The 24,812-nt window shown below is 72.9% G+C and carries 21 protein-coding genes; 17 read left to right on the top strand and 4 right to left on the bottom strand.

The window, feature by feature from the left end; translation table 11 throughout:
* Nucleotides 1-19: 19 nt before the first annotated feature.
* Nucleotides 20-703: a TetR/AcrR family transcriptional regulator gene (locus E1285_RS15880; RefSeq protein WP_132152679.1), complete on the top strand. Its 684-nt coding sequence runs from the start codon at nt 20-22 to the stop codon at nt 701-703.
* 64 nt (nt 704-767) lie between these two features.
* Here the strand turns inward: E1285_RS15880 and E1285_RS15875 are convergent, their stop codons facing one another.
* The gene (locus tag E1285_RS15875; protein WP_132152677.1) at nt 768-2,339 is read right to left on the bottom strand and encodes an AMP-binding protein; all 1,572 of its coding nucleotides are present in this window, start codon (nt 2,337-2,339) and stop codon (nt 768-770) included.
* Nucleotides 2,340-2,627: 288 nt separating this feature from the next.
* Between E1285_RS15875 and E1285_RS15870 the strand changes: the two genes are divergently transcribed.
* The 12 genes from E1285_RS15870 to E1285_RS15815 all read left to right on the top strand — a co-directional run bounded on the left by E1285_RS15870 (nt 2,628) and on the right by E1285_RS15815 (nt 17,403).
* The gene (locus tag E1285_RS15870; protein WP_132152675.1) at nt 2,628-3,419 is read left to right on the top strand and encodes an enoyl-CoA hydratase-related protein; all 792 of its coding nucleotides are present in this window, start codon (nt 2,628-2,630) and stop codon (nt 3,417-3,419) included.
* 71 nt (nt 3,420-3,490) lie between these two features.
* Nucleotides 3,491-4,252, top strand: coding sequence for an SDR family NAD(P)-dependent oxidoreductase (locus E1285_RS15865; RefSeq protein ID WP_132152673.1), 762 nt, complete (start codon nt 3,491-3,493; stop codon nt 4,250-4,252).
* Nucleotides 4,253-4,277: 25 nt separating this feature from the next.
* The gene (locus tag E1285_RS15860; protein ID WP_132152671.1) at nt 4,278-5,432 is read left to right on the top strand and encodes an acyl-CoA dehydrogenase family protein; all 1,155 of its coding nucleotides are present in this window, start codon (nt 4,278-4,280) and stop codon (nt 5,430-5,432) included.
* A complete protein-coding gene (locus tag E1285_RS15855; protein ID WP_132152669.1) occupies nt 5,429-6,694 on the top strand; it encodes an acyl-CoA dehydrogenase family protein in 1,266 nt (421 codons plus the stop codon). Before E1285_RS15860 ends, E1285_RS15855 begins: the two co-directional genes overlap by 4 nt.
* A 50-nt stretch (nt 6,695-6,744) precedes the next feature.
* Nucleotides 6,745-7,593: an enoyl-CoA hydratase/isomerase family protein gene (locus tag E1285_RS15850; RefSeq protein WP_132152667.1), complete on the top strand. Its 849-nt coding sequence runs from the start codon at nt 6,745-6,747 to the stop codon at nt 7,591-7,593.
* Nucleotides 7,594-7,642: 49 nt separating this feature from the next.
* Nucleotides 7,643-8,812, top strand: coding sequence for an acyl-CoA dehydrogenase family protein (locus E1285_RS15845; RefSeq protein ID WP_132152665.1), 1,170 nt, complete (start codon nt 7,643-7,645; stop codon nt 8,810-8,812).
* Nucleotides 8,813-8,902: 90 nt separating this feature from the next.
* The gene (locus E1285_RS15840) at nt 8,903-10,024 is read left to right on the top strand and encodes an acyl-CoA dehydrogenase family protein (RefSeq protein ID WP_132152663.1); all 1,122 of its coding nucleotides are present in this window, start codon (nt 8,903-8,905) and stop codon (nt 10,022-10,024) included.
* A gap of 101 nt (nt 10,025-10,125) precedes the next feature.
* Nucleotides 10,126-10,908, top strand: coding sequence for a crotonase/enoyl-CoA hydratase family protein (locus tag E1285_RS15835; protein WP_132152661.1), 783 nt, complete (start codon nt 10,126-10,128; stop codon nt 10,906-10,908).
* The gene (locus E1285_RS15830; protein WP_132152659.1) at nt 10,908-11,693 is read left to right on the top strand and encodes an enoyl-CoA hydratase; all 786 of its coding nucleotides are present in this window, start codon (nt 10,908-10,910) and stop codon (nt 11,691-11,693) included. Before E1285_RS15835 ends, E1285_RS15830 begins: the two co-directional genes overlap by 1 nt.
* Before the next feature lie 46 nt (nt 11,694-11,739).
* Complete coding sequence (locus E1285_RS15825) at nt 11,740-13,134, top strand: 4-hydroxyphenylacetate 3-hydroxylase N-terminal domain-containing protein (RefSeq protein ID WP_132152657.1); 1,395 nt, start codon at nt 11,740-11,742, stop codon at nt 13,132-13,134.
* A 115-nt stretch (nt 13,135-13,249) separates the two neighbouring features.
* On the top strand, nt 13,250-15,013 hold the full coding sequence (locus E1285_RS15820; protein ID WP_132152655.1) for an HSP90 family protein: 1,764 nt from the start codon (nt 13,250-13,252) through the stop codon (nt 15,011-15,013).
* Complete coding sequence (locus E1285_RS15815; protein ID WP_132152653.1) at nt 15,013-17,403, top strand: tetratricopeptide repeat protein; 2,391 nt, start codon at nt 15,013-15,015, stop codon at nt 17,401-17,403. The genes E1285_RS15820 and E1285_RS15815 overlap by 1 nt, the downstream gene beginning before the upstream one ends.
* Here E1285_RS15815 and galK read toward each other — a convergent pair.
* Both galK and galE read right to left on the bottom strand, forming a co-directional pair.
* Nucleotides 17,390-18,571, bottom strand: coding sequence for a galactokinase (galK, locus tag E1285_RS15810; RefSeq protein WP_243722807.1), 1,182 nt, complete (start codon nt 18,569-18,571; stop codon nt 17,390-17,392). The genes E1285_RS15815 and galK overlap by 14 nt on opposite strands.
* Nucleotides 18,547-19,500 (bottom strand): UDP-glucose 4-epimerase GalE, encoded by a 954-nt coding sequence (gene galE, locus E1285_RS15805; RefSeq protein ID WP_207946612.1) that lies wholly within the window; start codon nt 19,498-19,500, stop codon nt 18,547-18,549. Before galE ends, galK begins: the two co-directional genes overlap by 25 nt.
* 83 nt (nt 19,501-19,583) lie before the next feature.
* Here galE and E1285_RS15800 point away from each other — a divergent pair, with 83 nt between their 5' ends.
* The 4 genes from E1285_RS15800 to E1285_RS15785 are packed head-to-tail and all read left to right on the top strand — an operon-like array spanning nt 19,584 to nt 23,606.
* Nucleotides 19,584-20,615: a hemolysin family protein gene (locus tag E1285_RS15800; RefSeq protein WP_132152649.1), complete on the top strand. Its 1,032-nt coding sequence runs from the start codon at nt 19,584-19,586 to the stop codon at nt 20,613-20,615.
* A 12-nt stretch (nt 20,616-20,627) separates the two neighbouring features.
* Nucleotides 20,628-21,731 carry a tryptophan--tRNA ligase gene (trpS, locus tag E1285_RS15795; RefSeq protein ID WP_243722806.1) on the top strand — a complete coding sequence of 368 codons (1,104 nt, stop codon included), beginning with the start codon at nt 20,628-20,630 and terminating at the stop codon, nt 21,729-21,731.
* On the top strand, nt 21,721-22,461 hold the full coding sequence (locus tag E1285_RS15790) for a 2'-5' RNA ligase family protein (protein ID WP_165966635.1): 741 nt from the start codon (nt 21,721-21,723) through the stop codon (nt 22,459-22,461). Before trpS ends, E1285_RS15790 begins: the two co-directional genes overlap by 11 nt.
* Nucleotides 22,462-22,514: 53 nt before the next feature.
* Nucleotides 22,515-23,606 (top strand): YihY/virulence factor BrkB family protein, encoded by a 1,092-nt coding sequence (locus tag E1285_RS15785; RefSeq protein WP_132152647.1) that lies wholly within the window; start codon nt 22,515-22,517, stop codon nt 23,604-23,606.
* 75 nt (nt 23,607-23,681) lie between these two features.
* On the opposite strand, the gene E1285_RS15780 is transcribed toward E1285_RS15785, so the two are convergent.
* Nucleotides 23,682-24,812, bottom strand: a 1,131-nt coding sequence (locus tag E1285_RS15780) for a serine hydrolase (RefSeq protein WP_132152645.1), incomplete at its 5' end; no start/stop codon positions are given.

The following is a 24,812-nucleotide window of genomic DNA, read 5'->3' as shown; positions in this document are numbered from 1 at the left end:
TGATCGGGAGTGATGAGACATGTCCAAGACGCGCGGTGGCCGGCTCGGCACCACCACGAGTCCGGAGCAGCAGGAGCGGCGCCAGACCGGCCCGCTGACGGGACGCGGCCATGCGCGCCGCGCCGCCCTCCTCGACGCGGCTCGCCGGGTCTTCGAGGAGAAGGGCTTCCTGGAGACCCGCGTCGCGGACATCGCCGCCGAGGGGAAGGTGGCCCAGGGCACCTTCTACACCTACTTCGACTCCAAGGACGCGATCTTCCAGTCCGTCGCCACCAGGGTGGCCGGCGACATGATCATCGAACTCGGTTCGAGCCGTCCCCAGGCGCCCGCGACCTACGACCGCACCTACGCGGCGATGAAGCGGTTCGTGGACTCCTACCGGCGCAACGCCAAGATCGTCGCGCTCATAGAGCAGGTGGGCACGTTCACCCCCGAGATGAAGCGGATCCGGCTGCAGGTCCGCGAGGCGCACGTCGACCGCATGGCGCGGATCATCGAGCACCACCAGAACGAGGGGCTCTCCGACCCGTCGCTCGATCCCGAGATGACCGCGGAACTGATCGGCTCGATGGTCGACCAGATCTGCCACGTCTGGCTCAACCTCGGCAAGGAGTTCGACGAGAAGGAACTCCTGCACGCCCTGACCACCGTGTGGCTGCGGGGAGCGGGCGTCTACGACTGGCAGCCCGCGAAGCCCGGCTGAGCAGGCCGGTCACCGTCCCGACGCCGGCTCCACAGCCTGGTGCTCCACAGCCTGGTGCTCCGCCTCACCGGCCCGCCCCCGCGCCCAGCCGCACCGCGGCCTCGGGCGGCTCGGAGCGGAGCCTCCGCTTGAGGATCTTGCCGCTGGCGTTGAGCGGCATCTCCGGGACCACGATGAACTCGGCGGGGACCTTGTAGGCGGCCAGCCGCTCGCGGCAGCGGCGGTGCAGGGCCTCCAGATCGACCTCGCGCTCGGCCGTGAGGTAGGCGATCACGACCTCGCCCCAGTGCTCGTCCGGCCGGCCGACGACGGCGGCCTGCGCGACGCCGGGATGCTCCGAGAGCACCGTCTCGATCTCGATGGGGTAGATGTTCTCGCCACCGCGGATGATCATGTCCTTGCTGCGTCCGGCGAGGTAGAGGTAGCCCTCCGCGTCCATCCGGGCCAGGTCGCCGCCCCAGAACCAGCCGTCGCGGATGGCCCGCGCGGTCTCGCCCGGCATCTCCAGGTAGCCGTTCATCACCGCGTCCGACCGGGTGATGATCTCGCCCGTCTCCCCGCGCGGCACGTCGTCGCCGTTCTCGTCGACGATGCGGAGCTCCACCCCGAAGGCGGGCTTGCCGATCGAGCCGAGCAGGTGCGTGTCGCCCGCCATCGCGCGCCGGTGGTCCGCGGAGCCGAGGACGGTCTGCAGCCCGCCTTCCGTCGCCGCCCCGAAGGCGTTGATCAGGTCGCAGCCGAAGGTCTCGATGGCCTGGCGCAGCAGCCTGGGCGAGATGGGGGCGCCGCCGTAGATGATGGAGCGCAGACCGGGGTAGGCGCCCGCGGCGGCCTCGGGCCGCTCCAGCACCGAACTGATCATCGTCGGGACGAGGAACACGCCGGTCAGCCGCCCCGACTTCATCCAGCGCAGCACCTCGCCGGGGTCGAACTGCGGCAGGACCAGGGTCGGGAACCCGCGCCACACGTGCATGAGGATCATGCCCTGCCCGGCGATGTGGAAGGTCGGCGACGCGGTGTAGCGGAACTCGTCCGGCAGGATCTCGTAGTCGATCGACATGTTCACGATGAGCGACTTGATCATCCGCTGCGACTGCAGGACGCCCTTCGGCAGCCCCGTCGTCCCCGAGGTGAAGGCCAGGCCGATGACGTCCTCGTCCCGCACGTCGACATCGGGCTCCACGTCCTCGCCGGTCGCGAGGAGCGCCTCGTACCCCTCGGGGCCGTCGTCCTGGTCGAAGTCCACCAGGATGTCCAGTCCCTCGATCCGCGGCAGCAGGGCACGCGCGGTTTCGAGGTAGCGGCTCGTGACGAAGAGCATCGACGGCCCGGCCCACCGCAGCAGCGTCAGCAGTTCGGAGTCCGCGAGGCGGTTGTTGAGGGGGACGTAGACCGCTCCGAGCTTCATGCAGGCCAGCAGCAGCTCGATGTATCCGCCGCAGTCGGTGGCGACGATCGCGACCTTGTCGCCCTTCGAGACGCCGCGCCGGGCCATGGCGTCCGCGAGCCGGTTCACGCGCGCGTTGGTCTCGGCGAAGGTCTGCTCGGTGCCGTCGGCGAAGACGAGGCAGGGAACGTCCGGGTGGCGCTGCGAGCTGAGGCGGAGGTAGTCGCCGACGCGGATCCTGGCGTGCATGGCCGCTCCTGCATTGCGGGGGTGAGGTCGATCTCTGTCACACACATGACGTGGAAATCACCTTGTGTCTAATCGATCGCCGTGGCGGTGTCAATGCTCTTCGCGGCGGGCTCTGCCGCCGGTATCGGGCTGAGGACGCGATCCGGCCCAAACCGTTGACATGGTTCATCCGGGCCGGGTAGACAGGGCGATATTGACATCAGGGTCAACCACTGGAGGGCGAGCCGCGCCTGCACGTCGAGGCCTCAATATGACAGTGACATCATGTTTGGTTGAGAGAATGGACCCATGACAAGCATCGACGAGGCGGCACCCGTGGTCCCGCCGTTCTCCGTGTCGCAAGACGGGGCCGTGGCCACCCTCACGATCTCCAACCCGCGGCGCAGGAACTCGATCGGCCAGGCGGCCTGGACGGCCCTCCGGGACGCCGTCTCGGACGTGGCGGACAGCGATGCCCGGGTGCTGGTCGTCACCGGCGAAGGGGACGACTTCTGCGCCGGCGCCGACCTGTCCACGCCAGGGGAGCGGCACGCGCTCATCGGCATGCACGAGGTCAACCAGGCATGCCTCGCCCTCCACCGGACGCGGATGCCGGTCATCTGCCGCGTCGACGGATACGCCGTGGGGGCGGGGATGAACCTGGCCCTGGCCGGCGACTTCGTCATCGCCAGCGACCGGGCCCGCTTCGCCCAGATCTTCGTCAAGCGCGGGCTCTCCGTGGACTTCGGCGGCTCGTGGCTGCTGCCGCGGCTGGTCGGGCTGCACCGCGCCAAGGAGATGGTGCTGCTCGGAGACATGATCGACGCCCGCACCCTGCACGGCCTCGGGATCGTGCGGCAGGTGGTCCCGCCGGAGGAGCTCGACGGCGCGGTGACCGCTCTCGCCGAGCAGCTCGTCGACGGACCTCCGGTGGCGCTCGCACAGTCCAAGCGCCTGCTCAACGACGCGTTCGAGAGCAGCTTCGAGGGCGCGCTGGAGGCCGAGGCCCGCGCCCAGGCGGTGAACCTCGCGATGGAGGACGCCGAGGAGGCGGGCCGGGCCTTCTTCGAGAAGCGTCCCCCCGTGTTCCGCGGGCGCTGACCCGCGCCCGTGCCCGTACACCCGTGCCCGCACATCCGCGCCCGTACATCCGCGACGACAGGAGTGACCAGATGAGGATCGAAGGCACGTCGGCGGTGGTCTCGGGCGGGGCCTCCGGGCTCGGGCTGGCGACCGCCCGCAGGCTGCTGGAGCACGGCGGCTCCGTCGTCCTGCTCGACCTGCCGTCCTCGGCGGGCGAGAAGGCGGCCGCGGAACTCGGCGGCCGGGCCGCCTTCGTCGCCGGGGACGTCCGCTCGGAGGAGGACGTGGCATCGGCCGTGGACGCCGCCTCGGATCTCGGCCCGCTCCGCATCGCGGTCAGCTGCGCGGGCTCGGGGAGAGCGGGCAGGACGGTCGGGCGCGACGGGCCCGCGCCCCTCGACGGGTTCGCATGGACCGTGGAGGTGAACCTCGTCGGAACCTTCAACCTGATCCGCCTCGCCGCGGCCCGCATGGCCGAGCTGGAGCCCGTCGCCGGGGAGCGCGGGGTCGCCGTCGCGACCGCCTCGGTCGCCGCCTACGAGGGGCAGATCGGCCAGGCGGCCTACTCCGCCTCGAAGGGCGGCGTCGTGGGGATGACGCTGCCGATCGCGCGGGATCTCGCGTCGCTGCAGATCCGGATGATGACGATCGCGCCGGGCATCTTCGAGACCCCCATGCTGGGGGCGCTCAGCGACGAGGTGCGCGAGTCCCTGGGACGGCAGGTGCCGCACCCGTCCCGTCTCGGCGCCCCCGACGAGTACGCGGCCACGGTCCAGCACATCGTCGAGAACCCGATGCTCAACGGCGAGACGATCCGGCTGGACGGCGCCATCCGCATGAGCCCGCGCTGAGCGGGCTCGTCACAGGGAGGTACGCATGGAGTTCTCCTGGACGCCGGAGCACGGCGACCTGCGCGCCGCGGTGCGCGGTGTGCTGACGGCCAAGGCGCCGCTGTCGCGGGCCCGGGAACTGGCCGAGGCCGGTGAGCGCCACGATCCCGAGATGTGGGAGACCCTCGCGGCCCAGCTGGGGCTGCAGGGGCTGGGGCTTCCCGAGGAGCACGGCGGCAGCGGCGGCTCGCTCGTGGACCTGGCCATCGTCATGGAGGAGATGGGCGCCGTGCTGTTCGGCGGGCCGTTCCTGCCCACGGCGGTGCTCGCGGCGAACGTCCTCGCCGCCCTGCCGAGGGACCCGGTCGCGGGTGAACTGCTGCCACCCCTGGCCGAGGGCGAGCTGACGGCGACCGTCGCCGTCGTCGAGGCGGACGGACGGTGGGCGCCGGAGTCCGTGCGGAGCTCCGCACGGCGCGGCACGGGCGGCCCCGTCCTGGACGGGGACAAGGAACTCGTCCTCGACGGCGCCGACGCCGAGGTGATCCTCGTGCTCGCGCAGTCGGAGGCCGGCGCGACCTGGTATGCCGTCGAGGGAGCGGCCGCGGGCCTCACCCGCGTGCCGCGCCAGGTGCTCGACGGCACCCGGCCCGCGGCCCGCCTGGAGATGCGTGGAACGCCGGCACGCCGGATCGGGGAGCGGGGCGGGGGCTGGGCGGTCGCCGAGCGGATGCGGCGGACCGCCGCGATCCTGCTCGCGGCCGAGCAGGCCGGTGCCGCCGGCGAGCTGGTCCGCCGCACGGCCGAGTACGCCAAGACGCGCCGGCAGTTCGGCCGTCCCGTCGGCGGCTTCCAGGGCGTGAAGCACCGGCTCGCCGACATGGCGGTGCGCCACGAGATGGCGCGGTCCGCCGCGTTCTGGGCGGCCTGGCAGGAACCGGGCTCATCCGGCCAGGACTTCGGGTCGCTCGTCGCCCGCTCCTACTGCGGCGGCGCCTTCCTGCAGACGGCCAAGGACGCGATCCAGCTGCACGGCGGGATCGGGTTCACCTGGGAGCACGACGCGCACCTCTTCCTCCGGCGGGCCCGCCTCGACGCCACCCTGCTCGGCGGGGAGGCCGAGGCCCGTTCCGCGCTCCTGCCCCACGTCCTCACCGATCTCACCGATCCGTCCCCGGAGCCGCAAGGAGCGACCCGATGACCGAGCCGTCCCGGTTGACCGAGCCGGCCCCGTTGATCGAGCTGGCGGAGGACGCCACCGAGGTCCAGGCCTTCGAGGCCGCGGACGCCTGGCTGCGCGCGAACCTCCCCGGCGACGTCCTGAAGGCCGCGCTGGACGCGGACTGGGACGCCGTCGGCGCGTTCCTGGACGATCCCCAGCGGGGACCGGCCTGGTACGCGGCGCTGGGCGACGCGGGCCTGTCGACGCCGACGTGGCCGAGGGAGTGCGGCGGGCTGGGCCTGTCCGCGCGTGCGGCGGGCGCCGTCGCCGACGCCGTCCTGCGGTACCGGGTCGACCGGGGAATGATCGACTTCGTCGGGCTGGCCCTGGCCGGGCCGACGATCATCTTCCACGGGACGCCGAGGCAGCGGGAACGGTACCTGCGCCCGCTGGCCCGCGGCGAGCACCGCTGGTGCCAGCTGTTCAGCGAGCCCGGCGCCGGCTCCGACCTCGCCGGCCTGTCGACGCGGGCCGAGCGGCAGGACGACGGCACCTGGGTGGTCAACGGGCAGAAGGTGTGGAGCTCGTTCGCCCACATCGCCGACTACGGCCTGCTCATGGCCCGCACCGACCCCGCGCTGCCCAAGCACCGGGGCATCGGCTACTTCCTCCTCGACATGCGCACGCCCGGGGTCGACGCCCGGCCGCTGAAGCAGATGACGGGGGACGCCGAGTTCAACGAGGTCTTCCTCACCGACGTGCGGCTGCCCGCCGACGCCCTCCTCGGCGAGGTGAACGGGGGCTGGACGGTGGCGATCACGACGCTGATGCAGGAGCGCAACGGGCTGACCGGGCTGCCCGCCGTCGGGGAGGGCCGCGCCGACGTGCTGCTCCGCCGGGCCCGGGACAACGGCACGCTCGCCGAGCCGGTCCTGCGCGACGACCTGCTCCGCTTCCTGGTCGAGGAACGGGTCCTGCAGATGACCACCGTCCGGGCCCATGCCGAGTCCGGCCGGAAGGCGGCCGGGGCGGAGGGATCGATCCGCAAGCTCGTCAACGCCCGGCTGGAGGAGAAGGCGGGGGCGCTGGCGGCCGAGGTGGAACCGCTGGCCGCGCTCGCCTGGGAACAAGGGAGACAGAACTCCGCGGCCTCCTACGAGTTCCTGGTGATGAAGCAGGCGAGCATCGCCGGGGGGACGCCGGAGATCCAGCGCAACATCATCGCCGAGCGGGTCCTGGGGCTGCCGAAGGATCCCGACCCGGACAAGAATGTCCCGTTCAACGAGCGGCAGCGCGGCTGAGCCCGTCTCCGCGTCGCCCGCCCCTTCCTTCCGAGCATCCAGGAGCCCCCATGACCACGCCCCGGGAACCCGGCCCGCAGGCCGGTGAAACGTCCACGCTGGAGCTGAGCACCCCCGAGCCGGGCATCGCCCTGCTCACCCTGTCCCGTCCCGAGCGGCTCAACGCGCTCTCGCCGGAGCTGCTCGCCGAGCTTCACCGGACCCTCGACGCGCTGGCCGCCGACCCCGGATGCAGGGTCGTCGTCCTCACCGGAGCGGGACGCGGGTTCTGCGCCGGCCTGGACCTGACGTCCTATGACCTCGGAACCCAGAACACTCGCGAGCAGCAGGACTCGCCCCAGGAGCGCCTCCGGCTCCAGAAGCACATCGCCGCGCTCGTGCCGAAGCTGCGGGCGATGCCGCAGCCCGTGGTCGCGGCCGTCAACGGGCCGGCGGCGGGCGGCGGGCTGGCGCTCGCGCTGGCCTCGGACGTCCGGATCGCCGGGACGTCGGCACGCTTCAACGTCGCGTTCGTGCGGATCGGCCTGTCCGGATGCGACATCGGCGTGAGCTGGATGCTGCCGAGGCTGGTGGGGGCGTCCCGGGCGTTCGAGCTGATGCTGACCGGCCGCCTCATCGACGCCGCCGAGGCCGACCGCATCGGGCTGGTGACGCGGGTCGTCCCGGACGGGGAACTGCTCGGTTCGGCGCTGGAGACCGCGCGGGCCATCTGCGCCAACAGCCCGATGGGGGTGCGCATGACCAAGGAGGTCATGTGGAGCCAGCTGGAGATCGGAAGCCTTCAGGCGGGCATCGACCTGGAGAACCGCACCCAGATCCTGACCACCTACACCCGGGACCACGACGAGGCCGCCGCGGCGTTCCGGGACCGCCGGGCCCCCGACTTCCACGACCGCTGACCGGCATGCCGACCACCAGCATGCCCACAGACGACCCGAGGAGTCCGGAGTGACCACGACCGCCGCCCTCGACGCTGCGCGAGCCGTCCTTGAGCGAACCCCGCCGGCGTCGACCCCGCAGCGGGAGTTCCTCGAAGCCTGCTTCGACGCGGGCCTCGCATGGGTCCAGTTCCCCGAGGGGCTCGGCGGGCTCGGTGCCGAACCGGGCGTCCAGGCCGCGGTCGACGCCGTCCTCCAGAGCGCCGGTGGGCCGGTGCCGTTCGACCTCAACCCCATGGGCTACGGCATGGCGGGCCCGACGGTGATGGCCCACGGGAGCCGGGAGCTGAAGGAGCGTCTCCTCCGGCCGCTCTACGTCTGCGACGAGATCTGGTGCCAGCTCTTCTCCGAGCCCGGCGCCGGTTCGGATCTCGCGGGCCTGGCGACCCGGGCGGTCCGGGACGGCGGCGAGTGGGTCGTCAACGGGCAGAAGGTGTGGACGAGCAACGCCCACAAGGCGAGATGGGCGCTGCTGCTCGCCCGCACCGACCCCGACCAGCCCAAGCACAAGGGGCTGACCTACTTCGTCCTGGACATGAGGGACCCCGGCGTCGAGGTGCGGCCGCTGCGGCAGATGACCGGCGAGGCCGAGTTCAACGAGGTCCACCTGCGCGGCGCCCGCATCCCCGACTCCCACCGGCTCGGCGCCGTCGGTGAGGGGTGGCGGGTCGCCATGACCACCCTGATGAACGAGCGCAACGCCATCGGCGGCGGCTCCAGCGTCCGCGGCAGCGGCTCGATCGGCTCGGCCCTGCGGCTGTGGCGGGAAAGGAGGGACCTGCGGACCCCCGTGCTGCGCGCCCGGCTGCTGGAACTCTTCGTCCGCGCGGACGCGGCACGCCTGACCGGCGACCGGCAGCGGGTGGAGCAGGGAGACCGCCCAGCGGGTGCGGAGGGCTCGATCGGGAAGCTCACCGGCGCCGAGCTGAACCAGGACGTCTACGAGTTCTGCATGGACATGCTCGGCCCCGATGCGGCGCTCTACAGCGGCTACAACGCGCCGCCCGCCGGCGGCGACGGCGAGGATCTCCCGCGCAAGTTCCTGCGCTCGCGCGCCAACACCATCGAGGGCGGCACCTCCGAGGTGCTGCGCAACGTCATCGGCGAGCGGCTGCTGGGCCTGCCGGGCGACCTCCGCGCCGACACCGGCAAGCCGTGGCGCGAGGTCCCCCGTGGTTGAGAAGGCGGGCGCGGTTGAGAGGGCGGGCGCGGCTGACAGGACGGGCGTGGTTGACCGGGCGGGCTTCGGGCCATGTGAAAGGGATCTGTGATGGAGTTCGAGTTCACCGAGGAGCAGCGGGCGCTGCGCGACCTGGCGCGGTCCGTGGCGGACCGGACCTGGACCGACGAAGCGGTCCGTGCCCAACTGGAGACCCCCACGGGATTCGACCGCGAGGTATGGCGCACCTTGGGCCGGGACCTCGGCGTGCTGGGGCTCGCCCTGCCCACCGAGGCCGGTGAGGCCGTCGGCGGAGTGGTGGACCTCGCCATCGTCGCCGAGGAACTCGGACGCGTCCTCGCCGGGGTGCCGCTGCTCGGCTGCGTCGCGCTGGCCGGGACGGCGCTGGCGCGATCGGGAGACCCCGAGGGCGCCCGCATCGTGTCCAGGATCGTCTCGGGTGAGACCGTCGTGAGCCTGGTGGCCACGGGCGCGCGGGGAGTGTGGGCGCCGGCGCGGACCGGCATCGTCGCCGAGGGGCGGGACGCCCCCGTGCTGCGCGGTGCCGCCTCGCACGTCCTCGACGCCGTCGCCGCCGACACGTTCGCCGTGGTGGCCGAGGCGGACGGTGGGCCCTCGCTCTTCCTCGTCGAGGCCGGGGCGCGGAACCTCTCCGTGGAGCCGCTGAGCGCCCTTGACCAGACCCGCCGCCTCGGCCGGGTCCGGTTCGACGGCACTCCCGCCCGGCCCCTGGGGGACCCTGGCGCGGCGCTGGCCGCCGTGTCGGCGGCCCGGGACGTCGGCGCGGTCGTCCTCGCGGCCGAAGCCGTCGGCGCCAGTGCCCGGCTGCTGGCGATGAGCGTCGAGTACGCCGGCACGCGACTCCAGTTCGGCCGGGCGATCGGCTCCTTCCAGGGCGTCAAGCACAGGTGCGCGGACATGCACATCGCGGTGGAGCAGTCCCGGTCGGCGGCCTATCACGCGGCTTGGACACTGGACGATCCGAGCCTCGACGACCCGCGGATCGCCGTCGACCTGGCCACCGCCGAGACGGCGGCCGACTACCAGGCGGTGGCCAAGAACACCGTCCAGGTGCACGGCGGTATCGGCTTCACCTGGGAACATCCCGCGCACCTCTACTACAAGCGCGCCGTGAGCGACGCCTCGCTGCTCGGCGGCCGCGCCGCCGCGTCCGAACGGCTGGCCGCGTCGGTCCTCGACGCCGCCTCCTGACCGACGCCGCGTCCTGACCCCCCGTCATCCACGAATCCGTCATCCACGAATCCGTCATCCACCAACCCGTCCACGAATCCCGTCCACAAGCAGGGAGCACCATGACAACCGACCCCCAGGACGCCGCGGAGGTCCGCGTCGAGGACGACGGCGGCGTCCTCGTCATCACCATCGACCGCCCGCAGGCCCGCAACGCCGTCAACGAGAACGTCGCGCACGCCATCGCCAAGGCCGTCGACCGGCTCGACTCGGACCCCGCACTCCAGGTCGGCGTCATCACCGGCGCGGGCGGGACCTTCTGCGCGGGGATGGACCTCAAGGCGTTCGTCCGGGGCGAGCACCCCGTCGTGGAGGGACGCGGCTTCGCCGGGTTCGTGCAGCGCCGCCCGCGCAAGCCCCTGATCGCCGCGGTCGAGGGGTACGCGCTCGCGGGAGGGTTCGAGATCGTGCTCGCCTGCGACCTCGTCGTCGCCTCCCGCGGCGCGTCGTTCGGCATCCCCGAGGTGAAGCGGAGCCTCGTCGCCGCCGGGGGCGGACTGCTCCGCCTCCAGCACCGCATCCCATACCACATCGCGATGGAGCTGGCCCTGCTCGGCAACCATGCCGGGGCGGAGCGGATGAGCGAGCTGGGGTTGGTCAACCGCCTCGTGGACGACGGCGCCGCGCTCGGCACCGCCCTCGGCCTGGCCCGCGAGATCGCTGCCAACGGCCCGCTGGCGGTCGCCGCGAGCAAGCGGATCATCGAGGAGTCGGCGGACTGGACCGAGGAGGAGGCCTGGACCGAGCAGGACAGGATCGCCCGGCCCGTGTCCCGGTCGAGGGACGCCCGCGAGGGGGCCACGGCCTTCGCCGAGAAGCGGCCGCCGGTGTGGCAGGGCCGCTGATGAGCGACGTCCTCCTTCTCGACCGCGCCGACGGGGTCGCGACCGTGACCCTCGACCGCCCCGAGGCGCGCAACGCCCTCAGCGCGGAACTCATCACCGCCCTGCGCGAGACCATGCGCTCCCTTGAGGACGACGCCGGCGTCCACGCCATCGTCCTCACCGGCTCCGACCCCGCCTTCTGCGCCGGCCTGGACCTCAAGCAGCTCGGCAGCTCGGGGGAGAACCTGCGGCTCGGCCGGGACGAGGACGAGAAGCCCTCGCCCTACCCCTGGCCGGTGACGTCGAAGCCGGTGATCGGTGCCGTCAACGGCGTCGCCGTCACCGGCGGGCTGGAGCTCGCGCTCAACTGCGACATCCTCATCGCCTCGGAACGGGCCCGGTTCGCCGACACCCACGCCCGGGTCGGTGTCCTGCCGGGGTGGGGGCTGTCCGTCCTGCTGCCGCAGCTGGTCGGCCACGGGATGGCCCGCCGCATGAGCCTGACCGGCGACTTCCTCGGCGCCGGTGAGGCCCTCCGCGCCGGTCTCGTCACGGAGGTCGTCCCCCACGAGGAGCTTCTGCCGACGGCCCACCGGGTCGCCCGGACGATCGCCGCCAACGACCACGACGCCGTGCGGACCCTCCTCGACTCCTACCGGCGCATCGAGCTGACCCAGACCGCACCCGGCTACGACATCGAGGCCCGGACGTCGCGCGACTGGCTGGCCCGCGGTTTCGAGCCCGCCTCCGTCGAACGGCGCCGTGCGGCGATCGTCGCCCGGGGCCGCTCGCAGACCGATTCCTGACGCGCATTCCCGACGCGCACCCCCAGAGCGAGAGGAGCACCGGCACATGCTCACCGGTGACCAGTACAAGGCCAGTCTCGACGACGGCCGCAGCACCTACTTCGAGGGCGAGAAGGTCACCGACCTCCCCGGCCACCCGGTCCTCGGCACCGTGGTCCAGAACGTCGCGGACGGCTACGACTGGCTGGCGCTCAAGGCGGTCGACGGCGTCAGTCCCGTCAGCGGCATCCCGACGACGGCGGACGAGCTCCGCGAGAAGGTCGAGCTCGTCCACACCGCGGGGATGATGGCGCACGTCAACTACACCTCGCTGATGACGCTGGCGACGGCGGCGGGGCGGCTGGCCGAGTCCGGCCCGCAGTACGTCGAGCGCATCCAGGCCTTCGTGGCCGACGCCCAGGAACGCGACATCCGCGTCACGCAGTGCATCACCGACGCGAAGGGCGACCGCTCGCTCTCGCCGGTCCGCCAGGACGACCCCGACGCCTACGTCCGGGTGGTCGACCGGACTCCCGAAGGCGTCGTGATCCGGGGCGCCAAGCTGCACATCACCGCGGCGTCGTTCGGGCACGAGCTGATGACGATCCCGACCAAGTCGATGAAACCGGGGGAGGAGGACTACGCGTTCGCGGCGGTGATCCCCGTCGACGCCCCCGGAGTGAAGATCATCAACACCACCTACGCGCCGCGGCACGCCGACCTGCGGTCGTTCCCGGCGTCGGGCAAGGAGCACTTCCCGGAGGGGTTCGTCATCTTCGACGACGTGTTCGTCCCCGCCGAGCGCGTCTTCCTCGACGGGGAGACGGAGAGCGCCGCCGTCTTCGCCCACTCCCTCGGGCTGTGGGAGCGGCTCGGCGGCCTCAGCTCCATGGCCGACGGCGCCGACGTGCTGGTCGGTCTCGCGCAGCTGATCGCCGAGGCGAACGGCCTGCAGCGGGTCGGCCACGTCCGGGAGAAGATCTCGGAGATGATCATTCATGCGACCGTCGTGCGGGCCTGCCTGGAGGCCGCGCTGACCCACGCGGAGACGGGCGTGTTCGGCGCAGTCTTCCCCAACGAGCTGTTCACCAACGCCGGCAAGTACACCGGGGCGACGGAGTACAACACGATGGTGCGGCACCTGCACGACATCGCCGGCGCGGCGGTCGTCACCGCCCCGTCCATCGCGGACCTGGAGAACCCCGAGGTGGGGCCGCTGGCGCGCAAGTACATGTCGACCAGCTCCGACGTCGACGGCGAGTACCGCACCCGCCTCTTCCACGCCATCCGCGACCTGACCGCCGACTCCTACGGCGGATGGCGCCAGGTCACCAACGTCCAGGCGGGCGGCGGCCTGTACGCGCAGCGCATCGTCACCCGCAAGCACTACGACCTCGACGCCGCGAGGCAGGCCGCCCTGGAGGCGGCCGGGATGGCGGCCGGCGGTGACACGGGGCGGTGACACCGGGCGGCGCAGCCGTGCCCTGATCGGTCCGGAGGCGCACAAATGATCTGATCTGGTCGGAATCGGTCGCTAGGGTGTGATCGCTTCGAACGGCTGATCGGGAGGCGCGCTGGTGGCGGAACAGGCATTCCAGGTGGATCTGCGCGGGGTGGTGGATCTGCTGAGCCGCCACCTGTACGCGAGCCCGCGGGTGTATCTCCGGGAGCTGCTGCAGAACGCGGTGGACGCGATCACCGCGCGGGGCGGCGGCGGCCGGGTCGAGATCGAGACCGGCGGCGGGACGCTGCGGGTCCACGACGACGGCGTGGGCCTTACGGAGGGCGAGGTGCACACGCTGCTGGCGACGATCGGGCGGTCGTCCAAGCGGGACGAGCTGGGGTTCGCCCGCCACGACTTCCTCGGCCAGTTCGGGATCGGGCTGCTGTCGGCGTTCCTGGTCGCGGACGAGATCGAGGTCGTGACGCGCTCCGCGCGGGGCGGCGGGGCCGTCAGGTGGACGGGACGATCCGAAGGCAGCTACCGGGTCGAGCCGGCCGAACGGCACGAGCCCGGCACGACGGTCACGCTGCGGGCGCGGCCGGGCGCGGGCGAGCTGCTGAGCCCGCCGGTCGTCGCGGACCTCGCGCGGACGTACGGGTCGCTGCTGCCCGTCGAGCTGGTCGTCGACGGCGTCCCGGTCACCGGGGACGGGCCGCCGTGGCTGGTGTCCCGCCGGGATCCGGCGGTGCGGCGGCGGGCACTGGAGAAGTACTGCGAGGAGCTGTACGGGTTCACGCCGTTCGACGTGGTCGATCTGGACGTGCCCGAGGCCGGTCTGACGGGTGTGGCGTTCGTCCTGCCGCAGGCGGTGTCGCCGACCGCGCGGGCCGCGCACCGCGTCTACGTGAAGCGGATGCTGCTGGCCGAGAGCGTCGAGGGGCTGCTGCCCGAGTGGGCGTTCTTCGCGCGGTGCGTCGTGGACGCCGGGGAGCTGCGCCCGACCGCGAGCCGCGAGGCGCTCTACGAGGACGAGCTGCTCGACGCCACGCGGGAGGGCCTGGGCGACGTCCTGCGGCAGTGGCTGGTGAAGCTGGCGGAGACCGATCCGGCGCGGCTGCGCGGGTTCCTGCGGCTGCACCAGCTCGGTGTGAAGGCGATGGCCCTCCACGACGACGACATGCTGCGGATCGTGGACCGGTGGCTGGAGTACGAGACGTCCGCCGGGCCGATGACCCTGCACGAGTTCCGGCGGCGGCACCCGGACGGCCGGTTCACCACGAGCGTGGACGAGTTCCGGCGCCTGTCGTCGGTCGCGGGGGCGCAGGGCGTCGGGCTCGTCAACGGCGGATACGTCCACGACACCGAGATCATCGGGCGGCTGCCGGACCTCGATCCCGACATCCGCCTCACCAGGCTGGACCCGGCGGAGCTGACCACCACGTTCGGCGTCCTCGACCCGGCGGCCGAGCTGTCGCTGCGGCCGTTCCTGGCGGCGGCGCAACGCGCGGTGGAGCGGCTCGGGTGCGAGGTGGTGATCCGTGACTTCGACCCGGCCTCGCTCCCCGCGCTCTACCTGACCAGCCGCGACGCCCAGTTCCGCGAGGAACTCACGCGTGCGCAGGACGAGGCCGACGAACTGTGGGCCGGCATCCTCGGCGCCGTCAACGCCACGGCCGGCGTCGAGCGCCCGCAGCTCGTGCTGAACTACCGCAACCCGCTGGCCCGGCGGATCACGTCCCTGGGTGAGGACGGGCCGGTCGAGCTGGCCGTCCAGGCGCTCTACGGGCAGGCGCTGCTGCTCGGGCACCATCCGCTGCGGCCCGCCGACACCGCCGTCCTGAACCGTTCCTTCATCGGCCTGCTGGAGTGGGCCGTCCACGCCCCGGAGGCCCCCTGATGACCGACCCCTCAGGAAAAGACGAGTCCGGCACAGGCGAGTCAGGCACGGACGACGTGTTCGCGCTGATGGCGCAGGCGCAGGAGCTCCCCTACGGCGAGGCCCGCACCATCCTGGTGGAGGACGCGCTACGCCGCGCGGAGGCCGCCGCTGACGACGTGCTGGCGTTCCGGGTGCGGACCAGGCTCACCGACTCCTACCTGTACGGGGGCGAGCCCGCGAAGGCCCTCGCGACGTTCAGCCGGACGCTCGCCGAGCACGACCGCGACCCCGGCCGGTTCGACGAGGACCACCTGCTGCTGTGGCAGATGAAAGCGGGGGTGTCGTCCCTCACGCTGTTCCCCGAGATCCCCCTCGACCGCACCTATGCCCTCCTGGACGACATGGAGCGCCGCTACCTCGCGGGCGGGCACAGCCTCCAGGCCGTCTACCGGCGCCGCCACAAGGTGGCGCAGCACGTCGGCGACGGCACGGCCGACGACTGGTACCTCAAGTGGCGCGCCGCCCGGCGGGACGAGCTGTCCGACTGCGAGGGCTGCGACCCCACCGGCATGATCCGCCACCTCGCGCAGGTCGGACGGCACGAGGAGGCGTTCGAGATCGCCGCGCCCGTGCTGAGCTCGGAGCTCTCGTGCAACGAGCAGCCGCAGTCCGTCCTGACCGCGATGCTGCCGGTGTACCTGCACACGGGCCGCGCCGAGCAGGCCGCCGACGCGCACCGCCGCGCCTACCGGGTGCACCGGGCGCGGCTCGCCGACCTCGGGGAGATCGCCGAGCACCTGGAGTTCTGCGCGGCCACCGGAAACGAGGCGCGGGGGCTGGAGATCGTCCAGCGGCATCTCGGGTGGCTCGACCGGGCCCCGAGCCCGCTCGCGGAGATGTGGTTCGCCGCCGCGTCGGCTCTGGTCCTGGGCCGGGTCATGGCGGCCGGGTACGACGGCGCGACGGTCCGGCGTCCCGCGGCGGACGGCCGTGCGGCGGCGGACGTGCCGCTGCCCGAGCTGCACGCGGAGCTCACCGAGCGCGCGACGAGGCTGGCGGAACGGTTCGATGCCCGCAACGGCACGTCCCGCCAGGGCGACGAGGTACGCGAAACGCTGGCGGCCGAGCCCGTCGTCGACTTCCTGCCGCTGGCCGCCCACCACCGCCGCCCCACCCCGGCACCGGAACCGGAGGACCTCGCCTCCGCGAACGACCCCGCCACAGTGAACGACCTGGCCGACCCGCGCGAGCCGGAGGAGACGACGGGGGACGGCGACGCCACCGGCTCGCTCCTGCGCCTCGCCACCGCGCACGTCGAACAGGACCGCCCCGCCGACGCCCTGGCCGCCCTGGAGCAGGTCGACCCGGACGACGTCCCCGACCGGGCGGGCGAGATGTGGTTCCTGCGGGGGCAGGCGCTCCTGCTGACCGGCGAGACCGACGACGGCGTCGCGGCGCTGCGCCGGTCGGCCGAGGCCGCTCGGGCGTCCGGCGGCACGCGGGAGGCCGCGGCCCCGATGCTGCTGCTCGCCCGCGTCCTGGCCCGGCAGGAGGACGGCCCGCACGAGGACACGTTCGCCCTGCTCGACGAGCTGATCGCCGCGCAGCCCGCCGCGTCGCCGATGCGTGCGGCGGCGCACTCGGAGCGGGGCCTCGCCCTCCTGGCCGCCGGCCGTCCGGCCGACGCCGTCGCCGACCTCGCCGAGGCCGTCGCGGGCTGGACGGCCGAAGGCCGGCACGAGCAGGCCGCCCAGCTGCGGGTGGACCTCGCCGCCGGATACCTGGCCACGGGCCGCCACCTGGAGGCCGCCGAGGTCGCCGAGGAGGCGCTCCCCGCCCTCGGAGGCCAGGACGACCGGGAGAGGCGCTGCCTCCTGGTCCTCGCGCACGCGCAGAAGGAACTGGGCGAGGAGGGCGCCGTGGAGACGTTCACGGCCCTCGCCCAGGACGCCGCGAACCAGGGGGACCCGGCCGGCGCCGCGCACTTCCTCGAAGAGACCGGCGAGATCCTGACCGGCCTCGACAAGGACGCGCAGGCCGCCGAGCGGTTCGCGGCCGCCGCCGAGGTGCACGAGAAGGCCGGCGACCCCTACGGCGTGGTCCGCGCCCGCCGCCGCGCCGCGATGTGCCTGATGTGGTCCGGCGAGGGCGACGAGGCCGTCACCGTCATGGAGTCGGCACGTTCGGCGCTGGCGAGCCTGCCGCCGGACAACGAACCCGCCCGCATCTGGGACACCGCGCTCGTCTCCTACGACCAGGCCCGCCTGCTGGCCCGGTCCGGGCGGCTGCCGGAGGCGGCGTCGCACGCGTCCGCCGCCGTGGACGGCTTCAGCACCCTGGACGAGACCGGCCCCGCCGAGGAGGCCGCCCGCCTCCGCGACGACATCCGGGCGGCTATGCAGGAGTGACGCGGCGGCCGCCCTCGGAGGGTACGGCTTCGAGGAACTCCGGGGGCGTCCAGCCGCGCTCGGCGTAGGCGGCGGCGATGGCGTCCCGTACCCGCTCGGCGCGGTCGGCCGCGGTCAGCACGATCACGGAACCGCCGAAGCCGCCGCCGATCATGCGGCCGCCTCGCGCGCCCGCCCTCAACGCGGCGTCGACCGCCGTGTCGGCCTCGGGCCAGGAGACCTCGAACTGGTCGCGCAGCGACAGATGCGACGCGTTCAGCATCGCGCCGAGTTCCGGGACGGCTCCGGCGCGCAGCAGCCCGACGGTCGCCTCGACCCGGTGGTTCTCGGTGACGACGTGCTGGACGCGGCGGCGCAGCACCGGGTCGCGCAGCGTCCCGAGGGCCCCGGCGAGATCCTTGACGTCGCGCAGCGCGTCCACGCCGAGCAGCGCCGCCGCCTCCTCGCATTCGGCGCGCCGCCGCCCGTACTCGCCGCCCGCCAGGGCATGCGACGCCCGCGTGTCGACCACCAGCAGCGTCAGCCCGGCGCTGGCGGGCGCGAACGGGACCTGCGACGACAGGCCGCTGCGGCAGTCCAGCATCAGCGCGTGCCCCGCCGTGCACAGCAGCGACGCCGCCTGGTCCATCAGCCCGCACGGCACGCCGACCTGCTCGTTCTCGGCGCGCTGCGCCAGCCGCGCCAGCGCGGGACGGTCGATCGCGATCCCGTGCAGGTCGCAGAGCGCGAGCGCGGTGGCGCACTCCAGGGCGGCGGACGAGGACAGCCCGGCGCCCTGCGGCAGGTCCGAGTCGATCAGCAGGGACGCGCCGCCCGTGCCGTGCCCGCGCAGCACCCGCGCCACGCCGACCGGGTACGCCGCCCACGCCCGGTCCGGCGGCCATCCCTCGGCCACGACCGGCCCGCCGTCCACAGGCGCGGTGACGTCTGCCGCGGCCTGCCGCGACCGCACCTCGACCACGCCGTCGTCCCGCCGCGCCGCCGCCACCGACACGCCGAGCGGCAGCGCGAACGGCAGCACGAACCCGTCGTTGTAGTCGGTGTGCTCGCCGATCAGGTTGGCGCGGCCGGGCGCGCGCCACACGCCGTCCGGCTCCCGGCCGAACGCCTCCGTGAACTCCGCGGCGAGCGCGTGAGGGCCGCTCACCGGGACCGCAGGAACGTCCACGCGTCGTCGATCATGGTGCGCAGGTCCCGCTCGGGCTTCCAGCCCAGCTCCGCCTGGATCTTCTCGGACGAGGCGACCAGCACGGCCGGGTCGCCGGGGCGGCGCGGCGCGACCTCCGTCGGGATCTCCCGGCCGGTGACCTCGCGGCAGGCCTCGACGACCTCGCGGACGGAGCTGCCGGTGCCGCTGCCCAGGTTGAAGATCTGGTGGGTGCCGGGCGCGCAGGCGTCCAGGGCCAGCAGGTGGGCGCGGCCGAGGTCGAGCACGTGGATGTAGTCGCGGACGCAGGTGCCGTCCGGCGTCGGGTAGTCGTCGCCGAACATCCGCAGCGACTCGCCGTCCCCCTGCGCGATCTTCAGCACGTTCGGGATCAGGTGGGTCTCCACGGTGTGCCGCTCGCCGAGCCGCCCGTAGGCGCCCGCGACGTTGAAGTACCGCAGCGAGACCCCGCCGAGGCCGTGCAGCCGCGCGTACTCGGCCAGCGCCGTGTCGATCGCCAGCTTGGACGCGCCGTACGGGTTGGTCGGACGGGTCGGGTCGGTCTCCAGGATCGCCGCCGACTCCGGATCACCGTAGGTCGCGGCCGTCGAGGAGAACACGATCCGCGGGACGCCCGCGACGCGCATCGCGTCCAGCAGCGCCAGGGACTCGCCCAGGTTCTTGTCCCAGTACAGGCCGGGCTTCTCCACCGACTCGCCGACCAGGGACTTGGCGGCGAAGTGCAGGACGGCGTCGAACCCGGCCCCGCCGAGGACGTCCGCGGCCGTGTCCCGCATCGTGCCGCGCACCAGCCGGGCCCCCTGCGGCACCGCGTCCTCATGCCCGGTGGACAGGTCGTCCAGCACGACGACCTCGTGCCCCGCCTCCAGGAGCAGAGCGGAGACCACGCTGCCGACGTAGCCGGCGCCTCCGGTGACGAGAAGCTTCACAGGACAGACCTCCATGAAAAAGACACTGTGATGGCGGGGTGGGTCAAGGCTAGCCGGAACCCCGAACTGGGAAGGGTGAACCCATGGACCGGACGCCGCCCCGGCCGCCCGGGGGGCTCGTGCGCCCTCTGGTCTGGCTGCTGTCGAACTCGACCGATCTCGTCGTGCGGTTGGCGGGCGGTGACCCCCGCACGCTCCGGAAGGAGCTCACGGCGGAGCGGATGCGGGCGCTGGTGGCCGAGAACACCCAGCTCACCGCCGACGAGCGGGCGCTCATCGGAGAGGTGTTCGCGGCGGGCGAGCGGCCGCTGCGCGAGGTCCTGGTGCCCCGGACCGAGGTGGAGTTCCTGGACGCCGCGCTCCCGCTGCCCGCCGCCGCGCGGATCGCCGCCCGCAGCCCGCACTCGCGGTTCCCCGTCTGCCGCGACTCCCACGACGAGGTGATCGGCTTCGTGCACATCCGCGACCTGCTCGTCCCCGATTTACCCTCGGACCGCCCGCGCGACCCGGACGGCCCGGACGGCCCGGACGGCCCGGACGGCGCGGACGGCCAGGACGGCCGGGAGGGCCCGCCGAGGGACGTGCCGGTGGGGGAGCTGGTGCGGCCGGTGAAGCTCCTGCCGTCCACGAAACGGGTGCTGCCCGTCCTGTCGGAGATGCGCCGCGAGGGCTGCCACCTGGCGATCGTCATGGACGAGTACGGCGGCGTGGCGGGGATCGTCACGCTGGAGGACCTCGTGGAGGAGCTCATCGGCGACATCCGCGACGAATATGATGTGCAGGACGCGCAGGCACGGCGCCTGCACGGCGGGGTGGTCGAGGTCGACGGCCTGCTCAACCTGGACGACTTCGCCGACGAGACCGGTATCCGGCTGCCCGCGGGGCCCTACGAGACCGTCGCCGGGCACATCATGGCGGTGCTGCGCCGCGTGCCCGCCGAGGGCGACTCGGTGGAGGCCGGCGGCCGGCGCCTCGCGGTGGCCCGGATGGACGGCCGGCGGGTGGCGCGCGTGCGCGTCATGCCGCGCGCGACGCCGCAGGCCGTCACGGCGCCGTCCGGCACCCCGTCCGCGGCCCCGCGGGCGGCCATCGGCGGAGCCTCCGGCGACACCTGAGAGAATCGGTCCGTGCACATGCCCGAAGCGTCCAGCCCAGCAGCGTCCACCGATGCCGCCGCAGTGTCCACCGCTGCCGCCGCAGGGGTCAGGCCCCGCGTGCTGTCCGGCATCCAGCCCACCGCCGACTCGTTCCACCTCGGCAACTATCTGGGCGCGCTCCGTCAATGGGTCTCGATGCAGGACACGCACGACGCCTTCTACTGCGTGGTCGACCTCCACGCCATCACGGTCGAGCACGACCCCGCGCTCCTGCGGCGCCGCACGAAGGTCGCCGTGGCGCAGCTCCTCGCGATGGGCCTCGACCCCGAGCGCGCCACCGTGTTCGTGCAGAGCCACGTCCCCGAGCACGCGGAGCTGGCGTGGGTGCTGAGCTGCCTCACCGGGTTCGGTGAGGCCGGGCGGATGACCCAGTTCAAGGACAAGTCGTCCAAGCAGGGGACGGGCGGGACGACCGTCGGGCTGTTCACCTACCCGGTCCTCCAGGCCGCCGACATCCTGCTCTACACCCCGGAGCCCGGCGAGGGGGAGCGGGCGCTGCGCGTCCCGGTCGGCGAGGACCAGCGGCAGCACCTGGAGCTGACCCGCACCCTCGCGCAGCGGTTCAACCACCGGTTCGGCGAGACGTTCGTGCCGCCCGAGGCGCACATCCCGCCGGGCGCCGCGAAGATCACCGACCTGCAGGAGCCGGACGCCAAGATGAGCAAGTCCGCCTCCACCCCGCAGGGGATCATCGACGTGCTGGAGGAGCCCGGCCCGATGCGCAAGAAGATCATGCGCGCGGTCACCGACACCGGCACCGAGGTCGTCTACGACGAGGAGAAGAAGGCCGGCGTCACCAACCTGCTGCGGATCTACTCCGCACTGGAGGGCACGCCCATCCCCGACCTGGAACGCCGGTACGAGGGCTCCGGCTACGGGCAGTTCAAGAAGGACCTCGCGCAGATCGTCCTGGACACGCTCACGCCGATCAGGGAACGCACGCTCAAGCTGCTGGACGACGAGGCCCGGCTCGACCAGGTCCTCGCCCACGGCGCCGGCCGTGCGTCCTTGGTCGCCGCGCGGACGATGGACGTCGTCCGCGAACGGGTGGGATTCGTGGGACGTGGTCACTGACCGCTCAGCGAACGACGACGGCACGGAGGGCGCGGGGGAACCGCCCTCCGCGGGCGACGGCACGCCCGGGGCGCCGCCGCCCGGCGCCCCGGGCGTCCTCGACGCCCCGGACGCGCCCGGCGAACCGCGCGGCGCCGGTCCCGGGGCCGATGTCCGCGCGATCGGCGTCGCCATCCCGATCCCCGACCCGCACGGCGCGTTCCTCCAGGCCAGGCGTGCCTCCTTCGGAGATCCCCTCGCCAACGCGATCCCGACGCACATCACGCTGCTCCCTCCGACCGAAGTCCCCGGCCAGGCGCTGGACGGCATCGAGGAGCACCTGCGGGAGATCGCCCGCACCGAGCCGGCGTTCCCCATCAGGTTGCGCGGCAGCGGAACGTTCCGGCCGGTCTCCCCGGTCGTCTTCGTGGCCCTGGCCGAAGGAATCGGCGGCTGCGAGCGCGTCCAGGCGAGGGTTCTGTCCGGCCCGCTGGCCCGGCCGCTGCCGTTCCCGTACCACCCGCACGTGACCATCGCCCACCACCTGCCCGACGACGTCATGGACCGGGCGTTCAAGGAACTCGCCGGCTACCGCGCCGACTTCGACGTGTGGGGCTTCTCGCTCTACGAGCACGGCCTGGACGGGGTGTGGCGCCCGCGGTGCGACTTCGTCTTCGGCGAGGGCGGCCCCGTCCCGCACGGGTCGCTCGACGAGGGAGGTCCGGGCCCGCGCGGGCAACGCAGCGTTTAACGATCGATTACCGTCTGCGGTATCGGGGGGCCTCCGCTGGGTAGGGTCCCTCCATGCGGCAGGCGATCAAGGGGATAAAGCGGCAGGGCGAGTCCCTTTTCGGCAAAGGGAAGGACCTGCTGCGCGACGTCCGCGACCGCCATCCATGGCTGGCCCACCACATCCGGGCGTTCCAGCGGTACCAGGAGCGGCGCGGTGACCGGCTCGCCGCGGCCCTGACCTGCTACGCCTTCCTGTCGTTCTTCCCGCTGCTGGCCCTCGGGTACTCGCTGCTCGGCTACCTCGTCGGGGTCAGCGCCCAGGCGCGCGACTACTTCATCCGGGCGATCGACTCGCTGCTGCCCGGCCTGTCCGGGGAGATCCGGGTCGAGCAGATCGCCCAGTCCAAGACGGCCGTCGGGCTCATCGGCCTGGCCGCGCTGATGATCACCGGGTCGAACTGGGTGCAGGTGCTGCGCGAGTCGCTCCGCGACATCTGGGGCAACGAGCCCGACGGCGGCGCCAACTTCGTCGTCAAGCGGTTCTGGGACCTGTCGGTCCTGGCGTTCCTCGGCGTGACCCTGATCTGCGGCATGGCGGTCACGACGGTCACGACGTCCGCCACCAGCACCGTCCTCGGTTGGTTCGGCCTCCAGGACGTGCCCGGCGCGGGCACCGGCCTGCGGATGCTGTCCCTCGCCTGCGCGATCACGTTCAACGCCGTGATCTTCCTGGTGCTGTTCACCCGCCTGTCGGGGACCCGTGCGCCGTGGCGGCGGATCATCCGCGGCGCGCTGCTCGGCGCCGCCGGTTTCGAGGCGCTCAAGCAGGCCGCGACGTTCCTCGTCGCGCGGGTGACGGAGAACCCGGTCTACGGGACGTTCGCCGTGCTGGTCGGCCTGATGGTGTGGATCAACCTGGTGTCCCGCTTCACGCTGTTCGTCGCCGCGTGGACGGCGACCCGCGTGGTCGTCCTCACCGCGGATGCCACCAACCCGGAGAACCTGGCCGACCGCGAGGAGGTCGAGGCCCTCCGGGAACACGTCGAACCTGACGGCCCCGAACAGCCTGACGGCATGGAACAGCCGGACACCCCGGAACAGCCGGACGGCCCCGAACAGGAAGAACCCGCCAAGACCGACCACGGCAAACCGATCAGAACCTGACCGCCCGGCGCGTGGCCACGGACCGCGTGGCTACAGACGGCGCGGCTACGGACGGCGCGGCTACGGACCGTGCGGCTACGGACGGGGCCCGAGGGACTTCTCGAAGCGGCGGCGTCGGCGCAGCACCGCGAACAGCGCGGCCACGGCCAGCAGGGCGCCCACGGCGCCGCCGCCCACGAGCAGCCGCTTGCGGGACGAGTCGTCGGAGGCGAGCGGCGCGTCCGGCAGCACGCCGCCGGAGTCGGCGTCCTTCTTGGCCTGCTTCGGGTTGCCGGGCGAGACGAGGACGCCGACGGGCTCGACCTTGCCGCGGGCGGCGAAGCCCCAGTCCAGCAGCTTGGCCGCGTACGGGGACGGCGGCTTGTCGGCCTTCATCAGCGCGACCACGATCGTGTGCCCGCCGCGCCGCGCCTGGGCGACGAACGTCTGCTCGGCGGCGATCGTGTAGCCGTTCTTGCCGCCCAGCATCCCCTGGTAGGCGTGCCGCTCGCCCGGCAGCATCCGGTTGTGCGTGTGGATGGGGTAGCCGCTGACCTTCTTGCCCCGCTTGCGCTCCTTCTTGCTCGGCGGCGCCGGGAACTTGTGGTCGATGGCCTGCATGTAGGTCCGGTAGGCCAAGTTCTTCATCCCCTCGCGCAGGATGAGCGCCAGGTCGTAGGCCGAGGTGTGCATGGTGCGGACGTTCAGCCCGAGATCCTTGTCCAGCCCGTTCACCGACCCGGCCACGGTGTCGTGCGCGTTGATCCGCTTGGCTTCGGCGTTCATGTCGGCGAGCGTCTTCTCCAGGCCGCCGTTCGCCTCGGCGAGGGCCACCGACGCGTCGTTGGCCGACATCATCAGCATCGCGTGGAACAGGTCGGAGACCTTGTAGCGCATCTTCGGGGTGATCCCGACCTTGGTGCCCTCGACGTCGCACGCCGCCTGCGACGGCCGCACCTGGTGGTTCCCGTCCAGTCTGGGGACGAGGGCCAGCGCGGTCAGCGTCTTGATCGTGCTCGCGGGCAGGTACTCGCCGTGCGGGTTCTTGGCGGCCAGGACGTCCCCGGTGTCGGCGTCCGCGATCAGGTACGAGGACGCTTTGATCTTCGGCAGTCCGGCGACGCCGGCGGCCGTGTTGACCACGATGCCCCGGCCGGCGAGCTGCGGGCCGCCGACCGTCTCCGCCGCGGGTGCGCCGGACGGCGCGGCGTGCGGGGCAGGGGGCTG

This window comes from Actinomadura sp. 7K507 (genome assembly GCF_004348425.1).
Lineage (GTDB): Bacteria > Actinomycetota > Actinomycetes > Streptosporangiales > Streptosporangiaceae > Spirillospora.
Note: the sequence above shows the minus strand (reverse complement) of the source record. Positions and strands in the feature narration are given on the sequence as shown.